The following is a 20743-nucleotide window of genomic DNA, read 5'->3' as shown; positions in this document are numbered from 1 at the left end:
AACCTATTGCGGGAGCATGTCCTTGAGGCGGAGCAGCGCGATGCGCTCGACCTGTTTGCAGGCGGTCTCGAATTCGACACCGCGGCTGTTGCCGATGCGCGCCTCGAATTCCGCCAGGATTTCCTCCTTCGTCTTGCCTTTCACCGCGATGATGAAGGGGAAGCCGAAGGTGGTGACGTAGGCGGCGTTGAGCTTGGAAAACAGTTCGCGCTCCTTGTCGGTCAGCGCGTCGAGGCCGGCCGAAGCCTGTTCCCTGGTCGATTCCGCCGTCAGCCGTTTGGCCCTGGCCAGCTTGCCGGCAAGGTCGGGATGGGCGTTGAGCACCGAAAGCCGCTCGCTTTCGCTGGCGGAACGGAAGATACGGCAAAGCGCATTGTGCAGGCCGCCCGATGTGTCGTGCGCCGGACCCAGTTCCAGCTCGTAGGCGTGTTCGGCGATCCAGGGCGAATGCTCGAATACGCCACCGAAGGTATGAACGAACGTCTCGAATTCCATCTTCGATGGCCGCAGTGCCGCTGGCTTGTAAGGATTGACCTCTTGCCAGTGGCGGGCGATGTCGATGCGCCGCGCCAGCCAGACCTTGTCGTGCGACTTCACATAGTCGACGAAGCGCTTCAGCGCCGCGACCCGGCCCGGCCGCCCGACGAGGCGGCAATGCAGGCCGATGTTCATCATGCGCGGCCGGCCGGCCTGGCCCTCGGCATAGAGCGTGTCGAAGCTGTCCTTCAGATAGGCAAAGAACTGGTCGCCCGAGTTGAAGCCTTGCGGCGTGGCGAAGCGCATGTCGTTGGCGTCGAGCGTATAGGGGATGATGAGCTGCGTGCCGCCCTCATGCTCGAACCAGTAAGGCAGTTCGTCGTCATAAGTGTCCGACACGTAGTCGAAACCGCCTTCTTCAGCCACCAGCCGCACCGTGTTGACCGAAGTGCGGCCGGTGTACCAGCCGGTGGGGCGTGTCCCCGTCACCTCGTAATGCAATTTGATCGCGGCTTCGAGGTCGCGGCGCTCATCCTCGGCGCTGTGGTCGCGGTAGTCGATCCATCTCAGCCCGTGCGAAGCGATCTCCCAGCCGGCTTCCTGCATGGCCGTGACCTGATCGGGCGAACGGGCGAGTGCGGTGGCGACGCCGTAGCAGGTGATGGGCACTTGCGACTCGGTGAAAAGACGAAGCAGACGCCAGAAGCCGGCGCGGGCGCCGTATTCGTAGATTGATTCCATGTTCCAGTGGCGCTGACCCACCCAGGGTGCCGCGCCGACGATTTCCGACAGGAAGGCTTCAGAGGCCTTGTCGCCGTGCAGCACGCAGTTTTCGCCGCCTTCCTCGTAATTGACGACGAACTGCACGGCGACATGCGCACCGCCAGGCCATTTCGGGTCCGGCGGATTGGCTCCGTAGCCGCGCATGTCTCTGGTGTAACGCATCGTCCCTCCCGCCGGGCATGGCCCGAAGTATGATCAGGATATCGAAAGGGTGCTTCTCGCATTCCCCCGAAAATTTTTGAAAGTGTTTTTGTCGCACTCCGCTCGACCGGGACTTATGCATCGCCTTTAATTGGCGCACAATTCACTGTTGATACTTGATCGTACCGGGCCAATTCGCTCGTACCGGAAATGGGAGGCGGCCAATGGCAGAAACGTCGAAAGCCGATGGCGGGCGTCTGACGACCCATGTCCTCGACACGGCGACCGGCAAGCCGGCGGCGGGACTGTCGATCGCGCTCTATCACCTCGAGGGCAAGGCCCGGACACATCTGAAGACTGTTGTCACCAATGCCGACGGCCGGTGCGATAAGCCGCTGCTCGCTGACGCGGAGTTCCGCACTGGCGAATACGAACTGCTCTTCGCCGCGGGCGACTATTTGCGCCAGCAGGGGCTGAGCCTGCCGAAACCCGCCTTTCTCGATGTGATACCGATCCGCTTCGGCATGGCCGAACCGGTGCATTACCATGTGCCGCTGCTCGTCTCGCCCTACGGCTATTCGACCTACAGGGGGAGCTGAGGCATGGCCAAGGTCAATATCCGCAACGAGATCCGCTTCATCCTCAATGGCGAGGACATCGTGCTTGCAAAAGTGGCGCCCGATGCGACCCTGCTCGACTGGTTGCGGCTCGACCGTTCGCTGCGCGGCACCAAGGAAGGCTGCGCGGAAGGCGATTGCGGCGCCTGCACCGTGCTGGTCGGCAAGCTCTCGGCGAGCGGTCTGGTCTATGAAAGCGTCAATGCCTGCATCCGCTTCCTCGGCTCGCTGGACGGCACCCATGTCGTGACCGTCGAGCATCTGCGTGGTTCACCCCGCCAGTTGCATCCGGTGCAGCAGGCCATGGTCGATTTCCACGGCTCGCAATGCGGCTTCTGCACGCCGGGCTTCGTCATGTCGCTCTATGGCTTGTGGATGAAATCACCCGACCCGTCGAACGCTTCTATCGAAAAGGCTTTGCAAGGCAATCTCTGCCGCTGCACCGGCTACGAGGCGATCGTGCGCGCGGCGCATGCCATCTCCAGCTACGGCAAGACGGCGAAGGATCCGCTGGCAGCGGAGCGCAAGGCGATCACCGCAAGGCTCGAGGCCATGCATGACGGCGCCCGGGTCGAGATCGATTCGGCCAAGGCGCGGCTGGTCGTACCGGCCAACGTCGATGATTTCGCCGCCGTGCTGGACAAGGAACCCGGCGCCACCATCGTTGCCGGTTCAACCGATGTCGGCCTGTGGGTGACCAAGCACATGCGCGATATTTCGCCGGCCATTTTCATCGGCGATCTTGACGGGCTTTGCACCATCTCGGAAGACAACGGCGTCATCACAATCGGCGCCGGCGTCACCTACACCGACGCGTTCTCGACGCTCGCCAAACGTATCGCGGCGCTGGGGCCGTTGTTCGACCGCATCGGCGGCGAACAGGTGCGCAACATGGGCACCATCGGCGGCAACATCGCCAACGGCTCGCCGATCGGCGATACGCCGCCGCCCTTGATCGCGCTCGGTGCGCGCCTCACCCTGCGCAAGGGCAAGAAGCGGCGCACGATCCCGCTGGAAACCTTCTTCATCGCCTATGGCAAGCAGGACCGGCAGCCTGGCGAGTTCGTCGAGGCCGTGCATGTTCCTGTTCCCGCCAAGGGCACGAAATTCGCCGTCCACAAGATCACCAAGCGTCGCGACGAGGATATTACGGCGGCCCTCGGCGCCTTCTTCCTGACACTGGCCGGCGATGGCACGGTGGCGGATGTGCGCATCGCTTATGGCGGCATGGCCGCGACGCCGAAGCGGGCGTCTTCTGTCGAAAAAGCGCTGCTTGGCAAGCCGTGGACCGAACAGACGGTTGAAGCAGCGATGGCGGAATATGCCAGGGATTTCACCCCGCTGACCGATATGCGGGCCTCGGCCGAGTATCGCGCCCTGGCAGCGAAGAACCTGCTGCTGCGCTTCTTTGTCGAAACCACGGATACCCGGGCACCATTCCAGGTGTCACGCAACGAGGCGGCACGATGAACAAGCACGCCAGCACCAATCCTAGGGCCGAAAAGATCGCTGGCGGCGTTGCCACCGATCAGCGCCATGACTCCGCCCACAAACATGTCAGCGGCACCGCCGTTTATATCGACGACATGCCGGAACCAGCCGGCACGCTGCATGGCTGCCTCGGGCTTTCGGCTGCCACGCATGCCACCATCGCCAGCATGGATCTCTCGGCGGTGCGTGCAGCGTCCGGTGTTGTCGACGTGCTGACGGCCAGCGACGTGCCGGGCGAAAACGACATTTCGCCGACCGGCCGCCACGACGAGCCGGTGCTGGCCGACGGCAAGGTGCAATTCTACGGCCAGCCTATCTTCTGCGTCATTGCCGAGACGCGCGAGCAGGCGCGCCGCGCCACCAGGTTGGCCAAGGTCGAATACAAGGAATTGCCTTTCGTCACCGACATTGGCGCGCTCGACCCGAAGAAGGACAAGCTCGTCACGCCACCTCTCACCCTGAAGCGCGGCGATGCCGCTACAGCGATCCGTCAGGCGCCGCGCCGGCTGAAAGGAAAAATGCGCGTCGGCGGCCAGGAACACTTCTATCTCGAAGGCCATACCGCCATGGCTGTGCCCGGCGAGGACCAGGACGTCACCATCTATTCCTCGACCCAGCATCCAAGCGAAGTCCAGCACATGGTCAGCCATGCACTCGGCGTGCCGAGCAACGCCATCACGGTGGAAATCCGCCGCATGGGCGGCGGCTTCGGCGGCAAGGAAACGCAAGGTAATCAGTTTGCGGCATTGGCCGCGATCGCCGCGAAGAAACACCATCGCGCCGTGAAAATCCGGCCCGACCGCGACGACGACATGATCGCCACCGGCAAGCGTCACGATTTCCTGGTCGACTACGAAGTCGGCTTCGATGACGAGGGCAACATCCTCGGCGTCGATTTCATGTTCGCGGCGCGCTGCGGTTTCTCGTCGGACCTTTCCGGCCCGGTAACCGATCGCGCGTTGTTCCACTGCGACAATACTTATTTCTGGCCGGCGGTGCATGCGCAATCGGCGCCGCTCTACACCAACACCGTGTCGAACACCGCATTTCGTGGTTTCGGCGGTCCGCAAGGCATGGTCGGCGCCGAGCGCGTCATCGACGAGGTGGCCTTTGCCGTCGGCAAGGATCCGCTCGAAATCCGTAAGAGGAATTTCTACGGCACATCGGACCGCAACGTCACGCCCTACCACCAGACGGTCGAGGACAACATCATCCAGCGCATCGTCGCCGAGTTGGAGGAAAGCGCCAGCTATGCGCGGCGGCGGCGCGAAATATCGGCCTTCAACGCCAACAGCCGTTTCATCAAGCGCGGCCTGGCGCTGACGCCGGTCAAGTTCGGCATCTCGTTCACCGCCACGCATTACAACCAGGCTGGGGCGTTGGTGCATGTCTACACCGACGGTTCGGTGCATCTGAACCATGGCGGCACCGAGATGGGGCAGGGCCTCTACGTCAAAGTGGCGCAGGTGGTGGCGGAAGAGTTCCAGATCGACCTCGATCAGGTGAAGATCACCGCGACCACGACCGGCAAGGTGCCGAACACCTCGGCCACGGCAGCGTCCTCCGGTTCCGACCTCAACGGCATGGCGGCGCAGAATGGCGCTCGTCAGATCAAGGATCGGCTGATCGATTTCGCCGCCGAAAAATACCAGGTGCCGCGCGATCAGGTGCTGTTCCTGCCCAACCGGGTGCGCATCGGCAACCAGGAAATCGCCTTCGCCGACCTCGTCAAGCAGGCCTATATGGCCCGCATCCAGCTGTCGGCGGCGGGTTTCTACAAGACGCCGAAGATCCACTGGAACCGCGACAAGGGCGAGGGCCGCCCCTTCTATTATTTCGCCTATGGCGCCTCGTGCTCGGAAGTCTCGGTCGACACGCTGACCGGCGAATATATGGTCGAGCGCACCGATATTCTCCATGACTGCGGCCGATCGCTGAACCGCGCCATCGACATCGGTCAGATCGAGGGCGGCTTCATCCAGGGTATGGGCTGGCTGACGACGGAAGAACTGTGGTGGGACGCCAAGGGCCGGCTGCGCACGCACGCGCCGTCGACCTACAAGATTCCGCTCGCCTCAGACCGCCCAAAAATCTTCAACGTCACCTTGGCCGACTGGCCGGAAGCCAGCGAGCCGACGATTCACCGCTCCAAGGCGGTCGGCGAGCCGCCGTTCCCGCTCGGCATGTCGGTGCTGCACGCCCTGTCGGACGCGGTGGCCAGCGTAGCCGATCACAAAATTTGCCCGCGCCTCGATGCGCCGGCAACGCCGGAGCAGGTGCTGATGGCGATTGAGCGACTGAAGAAGGAGGCCGTCGCCTGAATCCGGCAGAACGTGCAATTCGGGCCGAAAAAACCTATAATTCCCATTCGGGAACGTGAGCCATGAACTCGAAAGTGCAAAGCCTGAAAGCCTTTCTCGCCAGCGTCGGCCGGGTTGCCCTGGTCGAAGTGGCCGGGACAAAAGGCTCGACGCCACGCGAGAAGGGCGCCTTCATGCTCGTCTCGCAGGCGGCAATCCTGGGCACGATCGGCGGCGGTCAGCTCGAATATATGGCGATCGACAAGGCCAGGCAGATGCTTTTCTCCCCCCTTGAGGCATATGCGCTAAGATAGGTGTTGCAGCGGGGAATCGGTTGTGATTCTACGCTGCGATGACTCACGAATCGCTTGTAGATGACGGCTGGGCCGAGACGATTGAACTCCTCGGCGGTGAAGAGTTGATCACAGGGAGTGCTCGCGAGACGAGGGCGTTCCTGCGGCCGCGGGGTGTCAGGTCGGCTACTGATCTGTTGCGCCTGACGCTGGCTTATTGCCTTGGCAAGGTGGGCATGCGGGGCGTCGTGGCCTGGGCGGCGGCAAGCGGGATCGCCGACATCTCGGATGTGGCGTTGCTCGGCCGGCTGCGCAATGCAGGGCCGTGGCTGCAGCAGTTGATTGGGTATCTTTTGAAGCGCGAGGAGAAAGGCCTGGCCAAAGGCCGGCTGATCCGCATCCTCGATGCGACGGCGGTTGCCAAGGCCGGTGTGCATGAGAAGAAGAACAATGGCCTTTGGCGGATGCACTGCGCCTTCGAGCTTGAGCGCGAGCAGTTCGATTTCATCGAGATCACCGACCAGAGCGAGGCCGAGCTGATCGACCGCGTGCCGGTGATACCGGGCGAGATCCGCATCGGCGACCGCGCCTATCTGCAGGCCGAGCGGATCGCAAAGGTCCTGGCGCAAGGCGGCGACGTTCTCGTGCGCGCGGCGTGGAAGAATGTGCGATGGCTCGACGCCAGCGGCACGGCGTTCGATCTCATCGGCCACCTGAAGAGCTGCCGCGAGGAGGTCATCGAAACGCCTGTCTGGCTGGGCCTCAAGAAGGGCGATCCCCTGAAGATGCGCCTGATCGCCTTGCGCAAATCCGAGGCCGCGGCACAAGAAGCACGACGCAAGATCAACAAGGAAGCCAAGGCCAAGGGCACGCAGGTTCGACAGGAGACGCTGATTGCTGCCGGCTTCGTGATCCTTGTGACCTCGCTCGACCAGGATGAGTTTGACGCCGACACAGTTCTCAAGCTCTATCGCATGCGCTGGCGCATCGAGCTCGCCTTCAAACGTCTGAAGAGCCTGATCGGACTGCGCGCTCCCCCCGCCAAAGACCCAAGGATCGCAAAGCCTTGGATTCTTGCCCACTTCCTCATCGCGCTTGTGACCGAACCCCTCTCGCAGGAGTTTGGTGTCTCTCCCCCTTGAGCGACGGGCGCCCGCTACTGTGGCGCGCCACCCGCCAGATCGTCGCCTCTCTGATCGCAGCGATCTTTGCTCAACCTCCCTTGGCAATCCTGCGCCAAAATCTCCCTGCCTTGCGACATCGATGGCGTGAGCCACCACGAAAGCGCAAATTTCAGTCCATGCCAAAACTATCTTAGCGCATATGCCCCTTGAGGGGGGTGAGGAGCGATCGGCCGAAGGCCGAGAAAAAGCCAACGATTTGGCTTTTTCAGTGACGAGCGCCCGGAGCCATAGCGAAGGGCAATCCGCAAGGCGGCCAGAGGGGGTCCTATCAGAAGGCATCGCCAGGGCGTTGAGCCCGGTCGATCCGACCCCACCCGGCGGCTTCGCCGCCACCCTCCCCTCAAGGGGGAGGGAGAGCTGCGCAACCCTCGACGTCCCGCTCGGGCCGGAAATCGGGCAATGCTGCGGTGGGCGCGTTGAAGTGCTGATCCGGCTCATCGATGCCACGCTCGCCGCTGAGCTGGTTGCGGCTGCGGAAGCCGAGGAGGCGCACCTGCCGCATGTCTACATCTTCGGCGGCGGCCATGTCGGCCAGGCGCTGGCGTCGACGATCGCACTTCTTCCTGTGCACGGCGTCGTCATCGAGACGCGGGCTGAAGCACTGGAAGGCATGCCGGAAACCGTGGAGACGCGGCTGACGCCGATGCCCGAGGCCGAGGTGCGAGACGCCCCCGCCGGCACCGCCTTCGCCATCCTCACGCATGATCATGCGCTGGATTTCCTGATCGTCGCCGAAGCGCTGAAGCGCGACGATGCCGCCTATGTCGGCATGATCGGTTCGAAGACCAAGAAAGCGACATTCAGGAACTGGTTCCTGAAATCGGCGGACGGCAGCCAAGCCGAGTTTGCCCGCCTCGTCTCGCCAATTGGCGGCGACACCGTCAAGGACAAGCGCCCGCAAGTCATCGCGGCGCTGGCGGCGGCCGAGATCATGACGGCGCTGGTCATGCACGCCGCCGCATCGAATGCAGAGCATCAAGTCCTGCATGACAAGGTGATAGCCGGCTAAGCTCTGTCGGACCGCTCTTCGATTTCAGGCGCCCGAAAACCCATCTGCTCGACGCATCTCAGCGAGGCCGTTTCAGACCCAGATGGTCGCGCAGTGTGCGGCCCTCGTATTCCGTGCGGAACAGGCCGCGCCGCTGCAGCTCCGGCACGACGAGCGTCGCAAAGGTATCGAGTTCACCGGGGAAATAGGAGGGCATGACGTTGAAACCGTCGGCCGCGCCACCTTCGAACCGCGCCTGCAGCTCGTCGGCGACCTGGGCCGCTGTGCCGACGATGCGCCAATGGCCGCGCGCGCCGGCGAAGTGCCGGGCCAGGTGGCGGATGGAAAGGCCGTCGCGGCGTGACTGCTCGACGACCAGCGCTTGCCGGCTCTTCATCCCCTCGCTCTCCGGCAGCTCCGGCAGCGGCCCATCGATGGGATAGCGCCACAGGTCGGAGATGCTGAGATAGCTGGACAGCAGCGCAACGCCGACATCGTCGGGGATCAGCGCCTGCAATTCCTCATATTTTTCACGGGCCTCAGCCTCGGTTTCCGCCACCACGGGTGCGACGCCGGGCATGATCTTGATGTCGTCCAGTTCGCGCCCATAGGCCGCCAGCCGCCCCTTGAGATCGTCGTAGAAGGCCTTGGCTTCCTCGAAGGTCTGCGCCGCGGTGAACACCACGTCGGCGGTGCGGGCGGCAAGGTCGCGGCCGACATCCGAGGCGCCGGCCTGAACCATCACCGGCGCGCCCTGCGGCGAACGCGGCAAATCCAGCGGATCGCGTACCGAAAAGCTTTGGCCGTCATGGCCGGAGGCGCCGAGCTTGTCATGCCAAAGCTTGGTAACCACCTCGGCGAATTCGCGCGCCCGCTCATAACGGTCGGCATGGGGCTTGAGGCCTGTCGAGCCGAAATTGGCGGCTTCGATGGGACTGGCCGAGGTGACCAGGTTCCAGCCGGCGCGGCCGCCGCTTAGATGATCGAGCGACAGGAAGGTTCGTGCCAGTCCATAGGGCTCGTTGTAGCTTGTCGACGCTGTCGAGACGAGACCGATGCGGCTGGTCTGGACGGCGAGCGCCGAAAGCAGGCTGATCGGCTCGAAGCCGATCGAGCGCGATGTCTGGCTGGCGATGCCGACATTGGCTTCACGCAGGCCGGCGGCGTCCTCGCAGAAGATCATGTCGAACTTCGCCGCTTCCGCCGTGCGCGCCAGCTGGATGTAATGGTCGATGTCGATGCCGGCTGTTACATGAGCCTTGGGGTGGCGCCAGGCGGCGATGTGATGACCTGTCGCCCACAGGAAGGCGCCGAGCTTCATCTGGCGAGCGGTCATCGGTCACCTCCGCCGGCAAGCCCGAGATGCGAGCGCAAGGTTGCGCCGCGATAGCGCTCTCGAAACAGGCCGCGCCGCCTGAGCGCCGGCAAGACCAGATCGACGAAATCGTCGAGCGCTGAGAGTTGTGCCGGTATGAGGATGTTGAACCCGTCGCAGCTTTTCGCCTGGAATTCTTTTTCCATGCTGTCGGCGAAGGCAGCCGGCTTACTATCGGCGATAGGCGCGATGTTCGTCAGCACCTTCACTACATCCGGGTCGCGTCCGCAGGCTGCGACGCGGCGCCTGATATCGTCATAGCGTGCTGTCGCGGCCCCCACCGGTCCGCCATCCAGCAGAATGACATCGGCGGTGCGGGCGGCAATATCCAAGTCTGATACCGACAGACCCGATAAAGCGAGCACCGGCCTGTCCTGCGGCGACCGTGCGACGTTCAGCGGTCCGCGCACCGAAAAGAACGCGCCCTTGTGCTCAAGCAGGTGCATCTTTTGGGGATCGTGGAAGCGGCCGCCGCTCTTGTCGAACAGCAGCGCATCCGTGTCCCAGCCCTGCCACAGGCCCTGAACGATGCCGATATATTCCTCCGTGCGGCGGCGGAAATAGTCAGCCGAAAATCCTTCCGGCCGGCTGAAATTCGCCGCCTCGCGTGGCGCCTGCGTCATGGTCGCGTTCCAGCCGGCGCGACCATGGCTGATGATGTCGAGCGAAGCAAAACGGCGCGCCAGATTGTAGGGCTGGTGGGCAATGGTCGAGGCGGCGGCAACGAGGCCGATCCTGCTTGTGACCGTCGCCAATGCGGCCAGCAAAGTCGTCGCTTCGAAGGGCATCGGAGTGTTCGCTGAATCGCCGCCGGCAGCCGGCGCGGAATCGGCGAACAGCACCATGTCCAGCCCGGCAGCTTCGGCTTTTTGCACGAAACCAGCCAGGCGGCTGAATTCCGGCCCCGGATCGGCGGTTCCCGCAAGCAGTGAAACGGCAAGATGCATTGTGGCGCCGTTGTCCATCGATGATCCCTGCGAGACGAAGTGGAGCGGAACTATGTTCGCCACGTCCTGGGATGGCAACCGCCGGCGCTGGGCCAACCGCCGGTCATGTGCCGGCCAGTAACTGGTCTGCGGCTAGGTCTGGGTCCAGACGTTTGGACAGGTCGTATGTGCTTGCGTTGGCAGCTCACACCTCGACGATTGGCCGAGACATCAATCACTTCGTCATCCTATGGCGGAGCAAGGAGCGAAGCGACGCGGCGCAGACCATAGGATCCATGCCGCGACTTCAGAGCGCTGCTGCGCTGCAGAATTCTGCTCCGCTGCACTGCTTGGTGAAGGTCGCGGCATGGATCCCAGGGTCTCCGCGACGGAGCTTCGCTCCTGCTCCGCCCTGGGATGACGACGTTTGGGAGCTTCGGCCAATCTCGTACGCAGGCGTCAAGGATTGACCGGTGCCTTCCTTGCCGCAGGCGGTCCTATTTGCCGGCGAGAAGGTCGTTGATCAGCCGCTGGCAGCGTTCGGCCATGAAGTCGAGCAGCAGCCGCACCTTCGGATCCTGCAGCTTCTTGTGCGGATAGACGGCGGCAAACTGCACCGGGGTCGGCGGGGTGCTGGGCAGGATCACCTTCAACCGCTGGTCGCGGATGAAGGGCTCGACCTCGAAGCGCGGCTTGTTGATGATGCCGCGCCCCGACAGTGCCCAGCCGGTCAGCACGTCGCCGTCGTCGGTGTCGTAAGGCCCGTGCACTTCGAATTTCTGCGGGCCTGTGGGGGTCTGCAGCGTCCACACATATTCGCGCGCGCCGGAATAGCGCAGCATCAGGCAGTCGTGCTTCTTGCCGATCAACTCCTGCGGCTCAATTGGCTCGCCGCGCGCTTCCAGATATTTCGGCGCCGCCACCAGCACGCGTTCGCATTCCATGATGCCGCGCATCCTGAGGCTGGAATCCTCGATGATGCCGAGCCGGAAAGCGACGTCGATGCCTTCCTTCATGATGTCGACATTGTGGTCCGAGAGCCTCAGCCGCACCTCGATATCAGGATATTTGTCGTGGAAATCGGGAATGCCCGAAGCCACCAGCCGGCGGCCGAGGCCCAAGGGTGCCGTAACGCGGATGGTGCCGCGCGGCTGGCCGGAAAGCGCCGAGACCGCGGCTTCCGCCTCGGTGATCGCCTCCAGCACCTGCTTGGCGCCCCCGTAAAAAACCGTGCCGTGCTCGGTCGGCATCAATTGCCGTGTGGTGCGGTTGAACAGCCGCACGCCCAGATGCTTCTCCAACTCCTTGATGCGGTTGGAGGCGACCGCCGGTGAAATGCGCATGTCGCGGCCGGCCGCCGACAGATTGCCGAGTTCGACGACGCGAACGAAGACGGCGATGTTGTCGAGATAGGCCATGCGGAGCACCTTCGCCGGTTTGCAGCGATCAGCCTAGCGCATGACCCCGAAAATCGGGAATCGATTTTCGGAAAGGATCATGCGCCAGATCAAAGTGCTACAGCGTCCTTTGCGCGTCCAAGAGGACGCGCGGCGCTGTAGTATTTTCCATTTTTTTTTGAAAGTCATCGTGCACCTCGCCTCTTTCGGTTTGCGCTCCAGCCCGTAAAGTCACCCAATCGGCAGGGACGACTTCAATGATGGATTTCGCGATTTTCTGGGACTGGCTGAGTTTTGCCGTGCGCTGGCTGCATGTCGTCACCGGCATCGCCTGGATTGGTTCGTCCTTCTACTTTGTCGCGCTCGATCTCGGCCTGCGCCAGCGCCCGGGCATGCCGGTCGGCGCCTTCGGCGAGGAATGGCAGGTGCATGGCGGCGGGTTCTACCACATCCAGAAATATCTGGTGGCGCCGGCCGAGATGCCGGAACACCTGACCTGGTTCAAATGGGAATCCTATGCCACCTGGCTGTCCGGCTTCGCCATGCTGTGTGTCGTCTATTATGCCGGAGCCGATCTGTTCCTGATCGATCCCAACGTGCTGCCGATGTCTGTGCCGGTCGGCATCCTGCTGTCGCTGGCAACGATCGGCGTCGGTTGGGTGGTCTATGACCTGCTGTGCCGCTCGCCGCTGGGAAAAAGCGATACCGGTCTGATGCTGGTGCTCTACTGCGTGCTGGTGTTCATCGCCTGGGGGCTGACGCATTTGTTCACCGGGCGCGCCGCCTTCCTGCATCTGGGCGCCATCACCGCCACGATCATGTCGGCCAATGTCTTCATGGTCATCATCCCCAACCAGAAGATCGTCGTCGCTGACCTCATCGCCGGCCGCAAGCCTGACCCGAAATATGGCAAGATCGCCAAGCAGCGCTCGCTCCACAACAACTATCTGACGCTGCCGGTGCTGTTCCTGATGCTGTCGAACCACTACCCCCTGGCGTTCGGCACGCAGTTCAACTGGGTCATCGCTTCGCTGGTCTTCATCATCGGCGTCTTGATCCGGCACTATTTCAACAGCGTCCACGCGCGCAAGGGCAACCCGCATTGGACTTGGCTGGGCGCCCTTGTCCTGTTCATCATCATCATCTGGCTGTCGACCGCGCCGAAGGTGCTGACCGGCGAACCCAGGGAATCGGCGTCGGCGCAAATCTATGTCGCTTCAGCGCATTTCCCGGCGGTACGCGACACCGTGCTCGGCCGCTGCTCGATGTGCCATGCGGCGGAGCCTGTCTATGAGGGCATCTATCATGCGCCGAAGGGCGTGATGCTCGACACCGATGCCGACATCGCCAACCACGCCCGCGAGATCTATCTGCAGGCAGGCCGCAGCCACGCCATGCCGCCCGCCAACGTCTCGCAGATATCAGACAAGGAGCGGGCGTTGCTGGTGGCCTGGTTCGAAGGCGCAGGGAAATAGCATGACCTCCACGCTTCTGCGCGGCCGCACGCTGTCCTTTGTGCGTTGGCCCGAAACCATCGACGACCATTCCGCCTGGCGCTACGAGGATGATGGCGGCCTGCTGATCCGCGACGGCAGGATCGTCGCCGCGGGCACCTATGCCGAGGTTGAAAAGCAGGCCGGCGAGGCGGTGACAAAAATCGACCATCGGCCACATTTGCTGCTGCCGGGCTTCATCGATGCGCATGTGCATTTTCCGCAGATGCAGGTCATCGCCTCCTATGGTGCTGAACTGCTCGACTGGCTCAACACCTACACCTTCCCGGAAGAGACCAAGTTCGCCAACGCGCAGCATGGCCGTCGCATCGCGCGGCTGTTCCTCGACGAGATGGTGCGCCACGGCACCACGACGGTCGCCGCCTACTGCTCGGTGCATAAAGCCTCGGCCGAGGCGTTCTTTGCCGAGTCGCATGACCGCAACATGCTCAACATCGCCGGCAAGGTGATGATGGATCGCAATGCGCCTGATGGCGTGCTCGACACGCCGCAATCCGGCTACGACGACAGCAAGGCGCTGATCGCGCAATGGCATGGCAAGGGGCGGCAGCTTTACGCCATCACACCGCGCTTCGCCGTCACCTCGTCGCCGGAGCAGATGGAGATGGCCGCAGCACTCTGCCGCGAACATCCTGACCTGCACATGCAGACGCATCTGTCGGAAAACCACGCTGAAATCGCCTTCACGCAGGAACTCTATCCGTGGTCGCGCGACTACACCGACGTCTACGAGCATTACGGGCTGTTGGGAAAGAAGAGCCTGTTCGGCCATTGCATCCATCTCTCGGAGCGCGAGGCGGATGCGCTTTCGGACTCGGGCTCGGTGGCGGTGTTCTGCCCGACTTCGAACCTGTTCCTCGGCTCCGGCCTGTTCGATTACCAACGCTTTCGCCACCGCGACAAGCCGATCCGCATCGCCGCCGCCACCGATGTCGGCGGCGGCACCAATTACTCCATGCTGCGCACCATGGACGAGGGCTACAAGGTGATCGCGCTGAATGGCGAGAAGCTTAATCCGTTCCAGTCCTTCTGGCAGATGACGCGCGGCAATGCCGAGGCGCTGTCGGTGGTGCAGAAGATCGGCACGCTGGACGCAGGCACCGATGCCGACATCGTCGTGCTCGACGCCAGGGCGACGCCGGCGATGCGGCTCAGGATGGAAACGGTCGAGACACTGGCGCAGGAACTGTTTCTTTTGCAGACGCTTGGCGACGACCGCACTGTCCGCGAAGTCTATGTCGCCGGTAGGGCGGCGAAGACCGACATGGCGAATTAGAGCGCTCCGACGTGTTCCTTGCTTGACCCGGCGGCAGCCATCGGTCAAAGCGTGCGGCGAAGTTGACAGGGGAACGACATGGCCGTTGCTGACGACATCGCTCTGATCAAGAGACAGGAAGAAGTCCTGGTCTTCGCCGCCTTCGACGAGGCCGTTGCGTTCAAGATCGGTTCAGCCATCCGCGATCGCGCGCTGGCCGAGAACCTGCCTGTTATCGTCGACATCAGGACCTTCGATAGGCCGCTCTTCTATGCCGCGCTGCCGGGCTCGAACGCTTCCAATCCCGACTGGGCGCGGCGCAAGATCAATGTCGTCAAACGGTTCCTGAAAAGCACCTATCGCATGGTGCTGGAACAGCAGCGCTCCGACCGCACCTTCAAGGTTGGCGAGGGCCTCGACATTCTGGACTATGTGCTGGCTGGCGGCGGCTTTCCGGTGACGGTCAAGGGCGCCGGCGTCATTGGTGTGATCGCCGTCTCCGGACTGCCGGAGCGCGAGGATCACGGCGTCGTGGTCGATGCGTTGTGCGATCATTTGGGCGTCGACAAGCGTGGCCTGGCATTGCCTCGGGAAACCGAATGACCGTGCTCGATCCCAAAACCTTCCTCACCTCCATCTTCAACGCGGCCGTCGCCGCCGCGGATCCGGAAAGAACCATCAGGGATCATCTGCCGGCCAAGCCCAAGGGCCGCACCATCGTCATCGGCGCGGGAAAAGGCTCGGCGCAGATGGCGGCGGCGTTCGAGAAGGCCTGGGACGGCCCCATCGAAGGGCTGGTCGTCACTCGTTACGGCTATGGCGCGACCTGCGAGCGCATCGAGATCATCGAGGCGGCGCATCCGGTACCGGACGCCGCCGGGCTCGAAGCCTCGCGGCGCCTGCTCGCCAGGGTCCAGGGACTGACGGCGGACGATCTGGTCGTGGCGCTGATTTCGGGTGGCGGCTCGGCGCTGCTGCCGTCGCCCGCTGGCAGCCTGACGCTCGCCGACGAGATCGCCGTCAACGAGGCGCTGCTCGCCTCCGGCGCGCCGATCGCGGCGATGAACACCATCCGCAAGCACCTTTCCACCATCAAGGGTGGCCGACTGGCCGCCGCCGCCTGGCCGGCCAAGGTGGTGTCGCTGGTCGTGTCCGACATTCCTGGCGACAATCCGGCGCTGGTCGCCTCCGGCCCGACAGTACCGGACACAGGCAGCCGCGCAGACGCGCTGGCGTCGATATCAGCCTATGGCATGAGACTGCCGGCTGCGGTGATGGCTCACATCAATTCGCCGGCCGCCGACGCACCAAGCCCGGATGATGAGCGCTTTTCACGCAACGAGGTACACTTGATCGCTTCGGCCGGCGTTTCGCTCGAAGCAGCGGCGGCAGAAGCGAAAAGGCAAGGCGTCGAAGCTGTCATCCTCTCTGATGCCATTGAAGGCGAAGCACGCGAGGTCGGCGGCGTGCATGCGGCAATCGCGCGCGAAGTGGCGACGCGCAATCGGCCATTTTCGAAGCCGGTGCTGATCCTGTCCGGCGGTGAGACAACGGTGACGTTGCGGGCAAAAGGCAAAGGCGGCCGCAACTCGGAATTCCTGCTCGCCTTCGCCATCGGTATCAGCGGTATGGAAAATATCCATGCGCTGGCGGCCGACACTGACGGCATAGACGGCTCTGAAGACAATGCTGGCGCCTTCGCTGACGGCTCGACCGTCTCGCGCATGCGCGCCGCCAGGGTCGACGCCAAGGCGATGCTGGCCGGCAACAACGCCTGGACGGCGTTCAATGCGGTCGACGATCTTTTCGTACCCGGCCCGACCGGCACGAATGTGAATGATCTCAGGGCGGTTCTTGTCCGGTAACGTTTTGGCCAGCCCACCTCGGGCGTCGTTCTTCAAGTCGGTGCCTCACCGACCGCCGCCATACTTGTCCGCCCCCTTGAAATGCGCCGACCTCTAAGGCAGAGTCCAAAAGCTTGGGCAAGCTTAGGGTGGGCTTTGACATATGGTCCCTTTTATCAACGAAAGACGTGATGCGACCAATATCAAAGAGGTGGTCAGCATCGCGATACTGAGCGTACCAGCGTTCCTTCTGGCAAGAAGTTTAGCCGACACCTATATATATTCGAAATATTTTACAGGAAATTACGGCATCATCGCTCAGACTATCGACCCCATCGGCTATTTCGCGGTTTTTGGCATCATCTATTTCCTGTACAGCTCCTACGTTTGGCGGCTCTTTTCCCGATTGAAGCTTTTCGACCTTCCGATCATCGATGGCGTCTGGGAAGGCACAATAACGGCCGAACAACTGCCGCAACCAATCCCGATGACCATGAACATCCGCCAGACCCTTAACAAGGTCGACATGGAATCGGTGTCCGGCGGTAACTTCACCAGCAACGCTGTGCTGATGGCTTATGACCAGGACAGCGCGGGCAAGAGCCGGATCAAGTATCTCTACCGTTGCATGAAAGACGGCAAGAACGACCATTATGGAACGGCGGTGCTGACCTTCTTGAATCGCGGCCGGGCCGAGGGGTGGTATTATACGGATGCGAATTCGAAACAGGGCGCGGGGTATTCGTCGAAGGGGACGATTCTGCTGACCCGCAAATGACGTCCCCGGGTCCAGAAGTCGGGATCATTGCCCGCAACATAGAAGTCTCGTTCCTTTTTCCTGAGTCGGCAACCGCCGCGGTACATACGTTTCTCAGAGAACGCCTGTCAGGCTATTCCTATCGGCGATACGAAATTGCCGACACGTATTTCGAAATGCCACGTGACGCTGCGACGACGACCCTGGTACGCAGGCGCGTCGAAATCACCGGGCACAAGCGGGTAGCCGCGATCATCGCTCCTTGTGGTGCGGATCGATACCTGATTGCGGCGGACGATCTGACCGCAGAAGTGCAAAATCCCATGCTGGATGTCACGAAGGACCGGGACGACTGGACCCTTAGGTGGGGCTCTCGGCTGGCCGGGCGCCACTTCGGGTCCTTTGTGCGTGCATCGATCGACATTGGCGAGACCATCGCTCCGCCGCGAGGCGAACCGCGACGAACTTTTCCCGGATCCAATGTGGTGGAGTTCGAGTATGCCGGCGTCGGAAAACGCGACAACGGTTTCCTGGTCGACGCGTTCCTTGTCTTCTGCCGCACCTCCTCGATCGAAACCACGCAGCGAACGCGCGGGGCGGCCCACCGCATGGCAATCCTGCGCGCCGCAAAAGGCTGATTTGTCCGAGGGCCGTTTTCAGCCGACCATCAGCCGCTTGACCTGCTTCATGTCGTGCAGGAACCGGTCGCGTTCGGCTTCCTTGTCCGCCGGCTCATGGATGCGCAGGATGAAGGACGGGTGGATGGTGATGAAGACGCGCAGGCCGTCTTCGCGCTCGATCACCTGGCCGCGCATCTTTGTCACCGGAACCGCCTTGCCCAGCAGCGACAACGCCGCCGTTGCACCAAGCGCTACGGCGATATCCGGCTTGATCAGCTCGAATTCCCGATCGATCCACCAGCGGCAGGCCTGAACCTCGCCGGTATTCGGCTTGGAATGGATGCGGCGCTTGCCGCGCGGCTCGAATTTGAAGTGCTTGACCGCATTGGTGACATAGACTTTTTGGCGGTCGACACCGGCTTCATCGAGGATCGAATCGAACACCTTGCCAGCGGGGCCGACGAAAGGTTTGCCGGCGAGATCCTCCTGATCGCCCGGCTGTTCGCCAACGAAAATCACCTTGGCATTGTCCGGCCCTTCGCCAAACACGGTCTGCGTCGCGTCGCGCCACAGCGGGCAGCGGCGGCAACCTTTCGAAGCCTCGCGCAGTTCGGAAATGGTGCTTGCGCCATCGTCCTGTGCTGTCTCGCCTAGTTGTTGCTTCGGCCAATGGAGTGCCTGCACCTTGGCGTGGTGCGGCGCGGGTGCTGTAGGCATTCTGGCAATCATGTCTTTGGCGGCCTTGTCCGCTCCTGCGATCATGTCTGGAATGAGCGAGGCCTCGGGAAGGTTCCGCCAATATTTCTTCGGCATCTCTTTCTGCATGGCTTTCACCTTCAGCCGTGCCGGGTTGAAGATGTTCTCGAAATAGGTTCGCCACAGCGCCTCAGTATCGTCCTGATCAGGCGCATCGTCCTTGGCCGCACCCGGTCCGATCGCCAGCCTTTCGCCATCCCAGTTGGCGGAGGCATAGGGCGTCAGAATCGTCCAGCGCATGCCGGTGAAACGCCTGACGAAGAAATCGGCGTTCCGCTCGACGATGAAATGATCCGGCTCGAACCAGGCGACGTAGCGTTCATCGGCGCCGTCGCCGATCTTTCGGAAGCGCACGAAGGCATGCATTTTGTGGCTGTCGCGCCGTACCGCCTTTTCCATGGCCTCGAGACGCCTGGTGTCGGGATCCGATGCTATTTCCAGCAGTTTCGGCTCGTCGCGAAATCGCCAAAGCATCCGGTACAGAAATGCGAACCGGGTGGGATCGGAATGGCAGAAGGCGGTTTCCGCATGCCCGATGAAGTCGCGCGGCACGACGATCTGTGCGCCCCCAGGCACTTCGGGCAAATCGGGCCTGGAGTCGGGCGCGACATGCCAACTGATATCCTCGGGCTTGATCTCATTCAGCGCCAGCCGCCGTGCTGCGTCGCGCCAGCCGGCAAAATCGGTCTCGCTGTCGAGCCGCACGCTGTATCTGGTAAGATCGAACTCAGCCGGCTGCATGGTCAAAACAACGACAGCTGTTCGCAGGAGTGCACGATCGTGTCGCGCAGGCCGCCCTTGTCGGTGAGCGTTCCCGGCGACCAGCCTTCGGCGATGATGAACGGCCTGAGCTTGGCAATCGACTGGCAAATCCGCCCGACATCTTCCAGCCGCATCCGCCGGTGGCGGCGAGTCTCCAGGATTTTTGCAACCACCTTGGTGCCGAGACCCGGAACGCGCAGCAGCGCCTCGCGGTCGGCGCGGTTGATGTCGACCGGAAACTGCCCCCGGTTGCGCAGCGCCCAGGCCAGCTTCGGGTCGATGGCGAGGTCGAGCATGCCGTCGCCGCTGCCGGCGAGGATCTCCGGCTGTGAAAATCCATAGAAGCGCATCAGCCAATCGGCTTGATAAAGCCGGTGTTCGCGCATCAGCGGCGGTTTCTGCAGCGGCAGGGACGACGACGAATCCGGGATCGGGCTGAAGGCCGAGTAGTAGACGCGCCGCAGATGATAGCTGCTATAGAGCCGCGCGCTGGTGTGCAATATGCCGTCGTCGGAGGTCTTGTCGGCGCCGACGATCATCTGCGTCGATTGCCCGCCCGGCGCAAAGCGTTCGCGCTTTTTGGTCCTCAGTGTCGGCTCGGCCTTCTCCTCCATTTTCTGGCGCAACCTGGCCATGGAAAGGCGAATCGTTTCCGGCTTCTTTTCCGGCGCCAGCCGCTTCACACCCTCGTCGGTCGGCAACTCGACATTGATCGACAGCCGGTCGGCATAAAGCCCTGCCTTCTCGACCAGTTCCGTCGAACTTTCAGGTATGGTTTTCAGATGGATATAGCCGGAGAATTTCTCCTCCAGCCGCAATCGCCGGGCCACCTCGACCATCTCGCCCATGGTTTCGTCCGGTGAGCGGATGACGCCCGAAGAGAGGAACAGGCCCTCGATGTAATTGCGCCGGTAGAAATCCATGGTCAGCTTCACCACCTCGTCGATGCTGAAGCGGGCGCGCCGTACATTCGAGGACGAGCGGTTGATGCAATAACTGCAATCGTAGATGCAGAAATTGGTCAGCAGGATCTTCAACAGCGAAATGCAGCGGCCGTCCGGCGCATAGGAATGGCAGATGCCCATGCCTTCGGTGGAGCCGATGCCGCCGGATTTCAGCGAATCCTTTTTCGCCGCACCGGACGAGGCGCAGGAGGCATCGTATTTGGCGGCATCGGACAGGATCGCCAGCTTTTCTCGGACGGGGAGCGCGCTCATATGTTCATGATATGTTCTAAGCAGAAGATGCGCTACCTCATTCGAT

General features: G+C 62.5%; 17 protein-coding genes and 1 pseudogene. 12 read left to right on the top strand and 6 right to left on the bottom strand.

Features of this window, described 5'->3' with window-relative positions:
- Positions 1-3 precede the first annotated feature (3 nt).
- Positions 4-1422, bottom strand: a complete 1419-nt coding sequence (gene puuE, locus ACZ89F_RS29860; RefSeq protein WP_476095729.1) for an allantoinase PuuE — start codon at positions 1420-1422, stop codon at positions 4-6.
- A 203-nt stretch (positions 1423-1625) separates the two neighbouring features.
- Between puuE and uraH the strand changes: the two genes are divergently transcribed.
- From uraH to xdhC, 6 genes and pseudogenes are all read left to right on the top strand, one after another.
- Entirely contained in the window at positions 1626-2000 is a 375-nt protein-coding gene (gene uraH, locus ACZ89F_RS29855) for a hydroxyisourate hydrolase (protein ID WP_109665587.1), read from the top strand.
- Positions 2001-2003: 3 nt separating this feature from the next.
- Positions 2004-3488 (top strand): xanthine dehydrogenase small subunit, encoded by a 1485-nt coding sequence (xdhA, locus tag ACZ89F_RS29850; protein WP_476095728.1) that lies wholly within the window; start codon positions 2004-2006, stop codon positions 3486-3488.
- Entirely contained in the window at positions 3485-5830 is a 2346-nt protein-coding gene (gene xdhB, locus ACZ89F_RS29845) for a xanthine dehydrogenase molybdopterin binding subunit (RefSeq protein ID WP_476095726.1), read from the top strand. Before xdhA ends, xdhB begins: the two co-directional genes overlap by 4 nt.
- Positions 5831-5892: 62 nt before the next feature.
- Positions 5893-6096: pseudogene (locus ACZ89F_RS29840) on the top strand (XdhC family protein); the annotation flags it as partial.
- A gap of 65 nt (positions 6097-6161) precedes the next feature.
- The gene (locus ACZ89F_RS29835; protein ID WP_123150424.1) at positions 6162-7244 is read left to right on the top strand and encodes a transposase; all 1083 of its coding nucleotides are present in this window, start codon (positions 6162-6164) and stop codon (positions 7242-7244) included.
- A gap of 181 nt (positions 7245-7425) precedes the next feature.
- A complete protein-coding gene (xdhC, locus tag ACZ89F_RS29830; protein WP_476095724.1) occupies positions 7426-8295 on the top strand; it encodes a xanthine dehydrogenase accessory protein XdhC in 870 nt (289 codons plus the stop codon).
- A gap of 58 nt (positions 8296-8353) precedes the next feature.
- Here xdhC and ACZ89F_RS29825 read toward each other — a convergent pair whose 3' ends face one another.
- The 3 genes from ACZ89F_RS29825 to ACZ89F_RS29815 all read right to left on the bottom strand — a co-directional run bounded on the left by ACZ89F_RS29825 (position 8354) and on the right by ACZ89F_RS29815 (position 11993).
- On the bottom strand, positions 8354-9610 hold the full coding sequence (locus tag ACZ89F_RS29825) for an LLM class flavin-dependent oxidoreductase (RefSeq protein WP_476095722.1): 1257 nt from the start codon (positions 9608-9610) through the stop codon (positions 8354-8356).
- Positions 9607-10614, bottom strand: a complete 1008-nt coding sequence (locus ACZ89F_RS29820) for an LLM class flavin-dependent oxidoreductase (RefSeq protein WP_476095720.1) — start codon at positions 10612-10614, stop codon at positions 9607-9609. The genes ACZ89F_RS29825 and ACZ89F_RS29820 overlap by 4 nt, the downstream gene beginning before the upstream one ends.
- Positions 10615-11072: 458 nt before the next feature.
- On the bottom strand, positions 11073-11993 hold the full coding sequence (locus ACZ89F_RS29815) for a LysR family transcriptional regulator (protein WP_476095718.1): 921 nt from the start codon (positions 11991-11993) through the stop codon (positions 11073-11075).
- A 236-nt stretch (positions 11994-12229) separates the two neighbouring features.
- Here ACZ89F_RS29815 and ACZ89F_RS29810 point away from each other — a divergent pair, with 236 nt between their 5' ends.
- The 6 genes from ACZ89F_RS29810 (at position 12230) to ACZ89F_RS29785 (ending at position 17980) form a co-directional block, all read left to right on the top strand.
- The gene (locus tag ACZ89F_RS29810) at positions 12230-13447 is read left to right on the top strand and encodes a urate hydroxylase PuuD (protein WP_476095717.1); all 1218 of its coding nucleotides are present in this window, start codon (positions 12230-12232) and stop codon (positions 13445-13447) included.
- 1 nt (position 13448) lies between these two features.
- Positions 13449-14762, top strand: a complete 1314-nt coding sequence (gene guaD / locus ACZ89F_RS29805) for a guanine deaminase (protein WP_476095716.1) — start codon at positions 13449-13451, stop codon at positions 14760-14762.
- A gap of 78 nt (positions 14763-14840) precedes the next feature.
- Positions 14841-15344, top strand: coding sequence for a heme-degrading domain-containing protein (locus ACZ89F_RS29800; RefSeq protein ID WP_476095715.1), 504 nt, complete (start codon positions 14841-14843; stop codon positions 15342-15344).
- Positions 15341-16606 (top strand): glycerate kinase type-2 family protein, encoded by a 1266-nt coding sequence (locus tag ACZ89F_RS29795; protein ID WP_476095713.1) that lies wholly within the window; start codon positions 15341-15343, stop codon positions 16604-16606. Before ACZ89F_RS29800 ends, ACZ89F_RS29795 begins: the two co-directional genes overlap by 4 nt.
- Positions 16607-16748: 142 nt before the next feature.
- Positions 16749-17363, top strand: coding sequence for a hypothetical protein (locus ACZ89F_RS29790; RefSeq protein ID WP_476095711.1), 615 nt, complete (start codon positions 16749-16751; stop codon positions 17361-17363).
- Complete coding sequence (locus ACZ89F_RS29785) at positions 17360-17980, top strand: hypothetical protein (RefSeq protein WP_476095710.1); 621 nt, start codon at positions 17360-17362, stop codon at positions 17978-17980. The genes ACZ89F_RS29790 and ACZ89F_RS29785 overlap by 4 nt, the downstream gene beginning before the upstream one ends.
- Positions 17981-17998: 18 nt before the next feature.
- Here the strand turns inward: ACZ89F_RS29785 and ACZ89F_RS29780 are convergent, their stop codons facing one another.
- Positions 17999-19459: a UdgX family uracil-DNA binding protein gene (locus ACZ89F_RS29780; RefSeq protein WP_476095708.1), complete on the bottom strand. Its 1461-nt coding sequence runs from the start codon at positions 19457-19459 to the stop codon at positions 17999-18001.
- A gap of 2 nt (positions 19460-19461) precedes the next feature.
- Positions 19462-20697 (bottom strand): putative DNA modification/repair radical SAM protein, encoded by a 1236-nt coding sequence (locus ACZ89F_RS29775; protein ID WP_476095706.1) that lies wholly within the window; start codon positions 20695-20697, stop codon positions 19462-19464.
- Positions 20698-20743: the final 46 nt, after the last annotated feature.

This window comes from Mesorhizobium sp. USDA 3734, assembly GCF_056279665.1.
Note: the sequence above shows the minus strand (reverse complement) of the source record. Positions and strands in the feature narration are given on the sequence as shown.

What these genes read in the sequence shown, in the direction of transcription:
- ACZ89F_RS29795 (WP_476095713.1), top strand. Translation starts at nt 15,341, where the DNA reads ATGACCGTGCTCGATCCCAAAACCTTCCTCACCTCCATCTTCAACGCG.
- ACZ89F_RS29835 (WP_123150424.1), top strand. Translation starts at nt 6,162, where the DNA reads ATGACTCACGAATCGCTTGTAGATGACGGCTGGGCCGAGACGATTGAA.
- ACZ89F_RS29815 (WP_476095718.1), bottom strand. Translation starts at nt 11,993, where the DNA reads ATGGCCTATCTCGACAACATCGCCGTCTTCGTTCGCGTCGTCGAACTC.
- ACZ89F_RS29790 (WP_476095711.1), top strand. Translation starts at nt 16,749, where the DNA reads ATGGTCCCTTTTATCAACGAAAGACGTGATGCGACCAATATCAAAGAG.
- ACZ89F_RS29810 (WP_476095717.1), top strand. Translation starts at nt 12,230, where the DNA reads ATGATGGATTTCGCGATTTTCTGGGACTGGCTGAGTTTTGCCGTGCGC.
- ACZ89F_RS29825 (WP_476095722.1), bottom strand. Translation starts at nt 9,610, where the DNA reads ATGACCGCTCGCCAGATGAAGCTCGGCGCCTTCCTGTGGGCGACAGGT.
- guaD (WP_476095716.1), top strand. Translation starts at nt 13,449, where the DNA reads ATGACCTCCACGCTTCTGCGCGGCCGCACGCTGTCCTTTGTGCGTTGG.
- xdhA (WP_476095728.1), top strand. Translation starts at nt 2,004, where the DNA reads ATGGCCAAGGTCAATATCCGCAACGAGATCCGCTTCATCCTCAATGGC.
- puuE (WP_476095729.1), bottom strand. Translation starts at nt 1,422, where the DNA reads ATGCGTTACACCAGAGACATGCGCGGCTACGGAGCCAATCCGCCGGAC.
- ACZ89F_RS29780 (WP_476095708.1), bottom strand. Translation starts at nt 19,459, where the DNA reads ATGCAGCCGGCTGAGTTCGATCTTACCAGATACAGCGTGCGGCTCGAC.
- ACZ89F_RS29820 (WP_476095720.1), bottom strand. Translation starts at nt 10,614, where the DNA reads ATGGACAACGGCGCCACAATGCATCTTGCCGTTTCACTGCTTGCGGGA.
- xdhB (WP_476095726.1), top strand. Translation starts at nt 3,485, where the DNA reads ATGAACAAGCACGCCAGCACCAATCCTAGGGCCGAAAAGATCGCTGGC.
- uraH (WP_109665587.1), top strand. Translation starts at nt 1,626, where the DNA reads ATGGCAGAAACGTCGAAAGCCGATGGCGGGCGTCTGACGACCCATGTC.
- xdhC (WP_476095724.1), top strand. Translation starts at nt 7,426, where the DNA reads ATGCCCCTTGAGGGGGGTGAGGAGCGATCGGCCGAAGGCCGAGAAAAA.
- ACZ89F_RS29785 (WP_476095710.1), top strand. Translation starts at nt 17,360, where the DNA reads ATGACGTCCCCGGGTCCAGAAGTCGGGATCATTGCCCGCAACATAGAA.
- ACZ89F_RS29775 (WP_476095706.1), bottom strand. Translation starts at nt 20,697, where the DNA reads ATGAGCGCGCTCCCCGTCCGAGAAAAGCTGGCGATCCTGTCCGATGCC.
- ACZ89F_RS29800 (WP_476095715.1), top strand. Translation starts at nt 14,841, where the DNA reads ATGGCCGTTGCTGACGACATCGCTCTGATCAAGAGACAGGAAGAAGTC.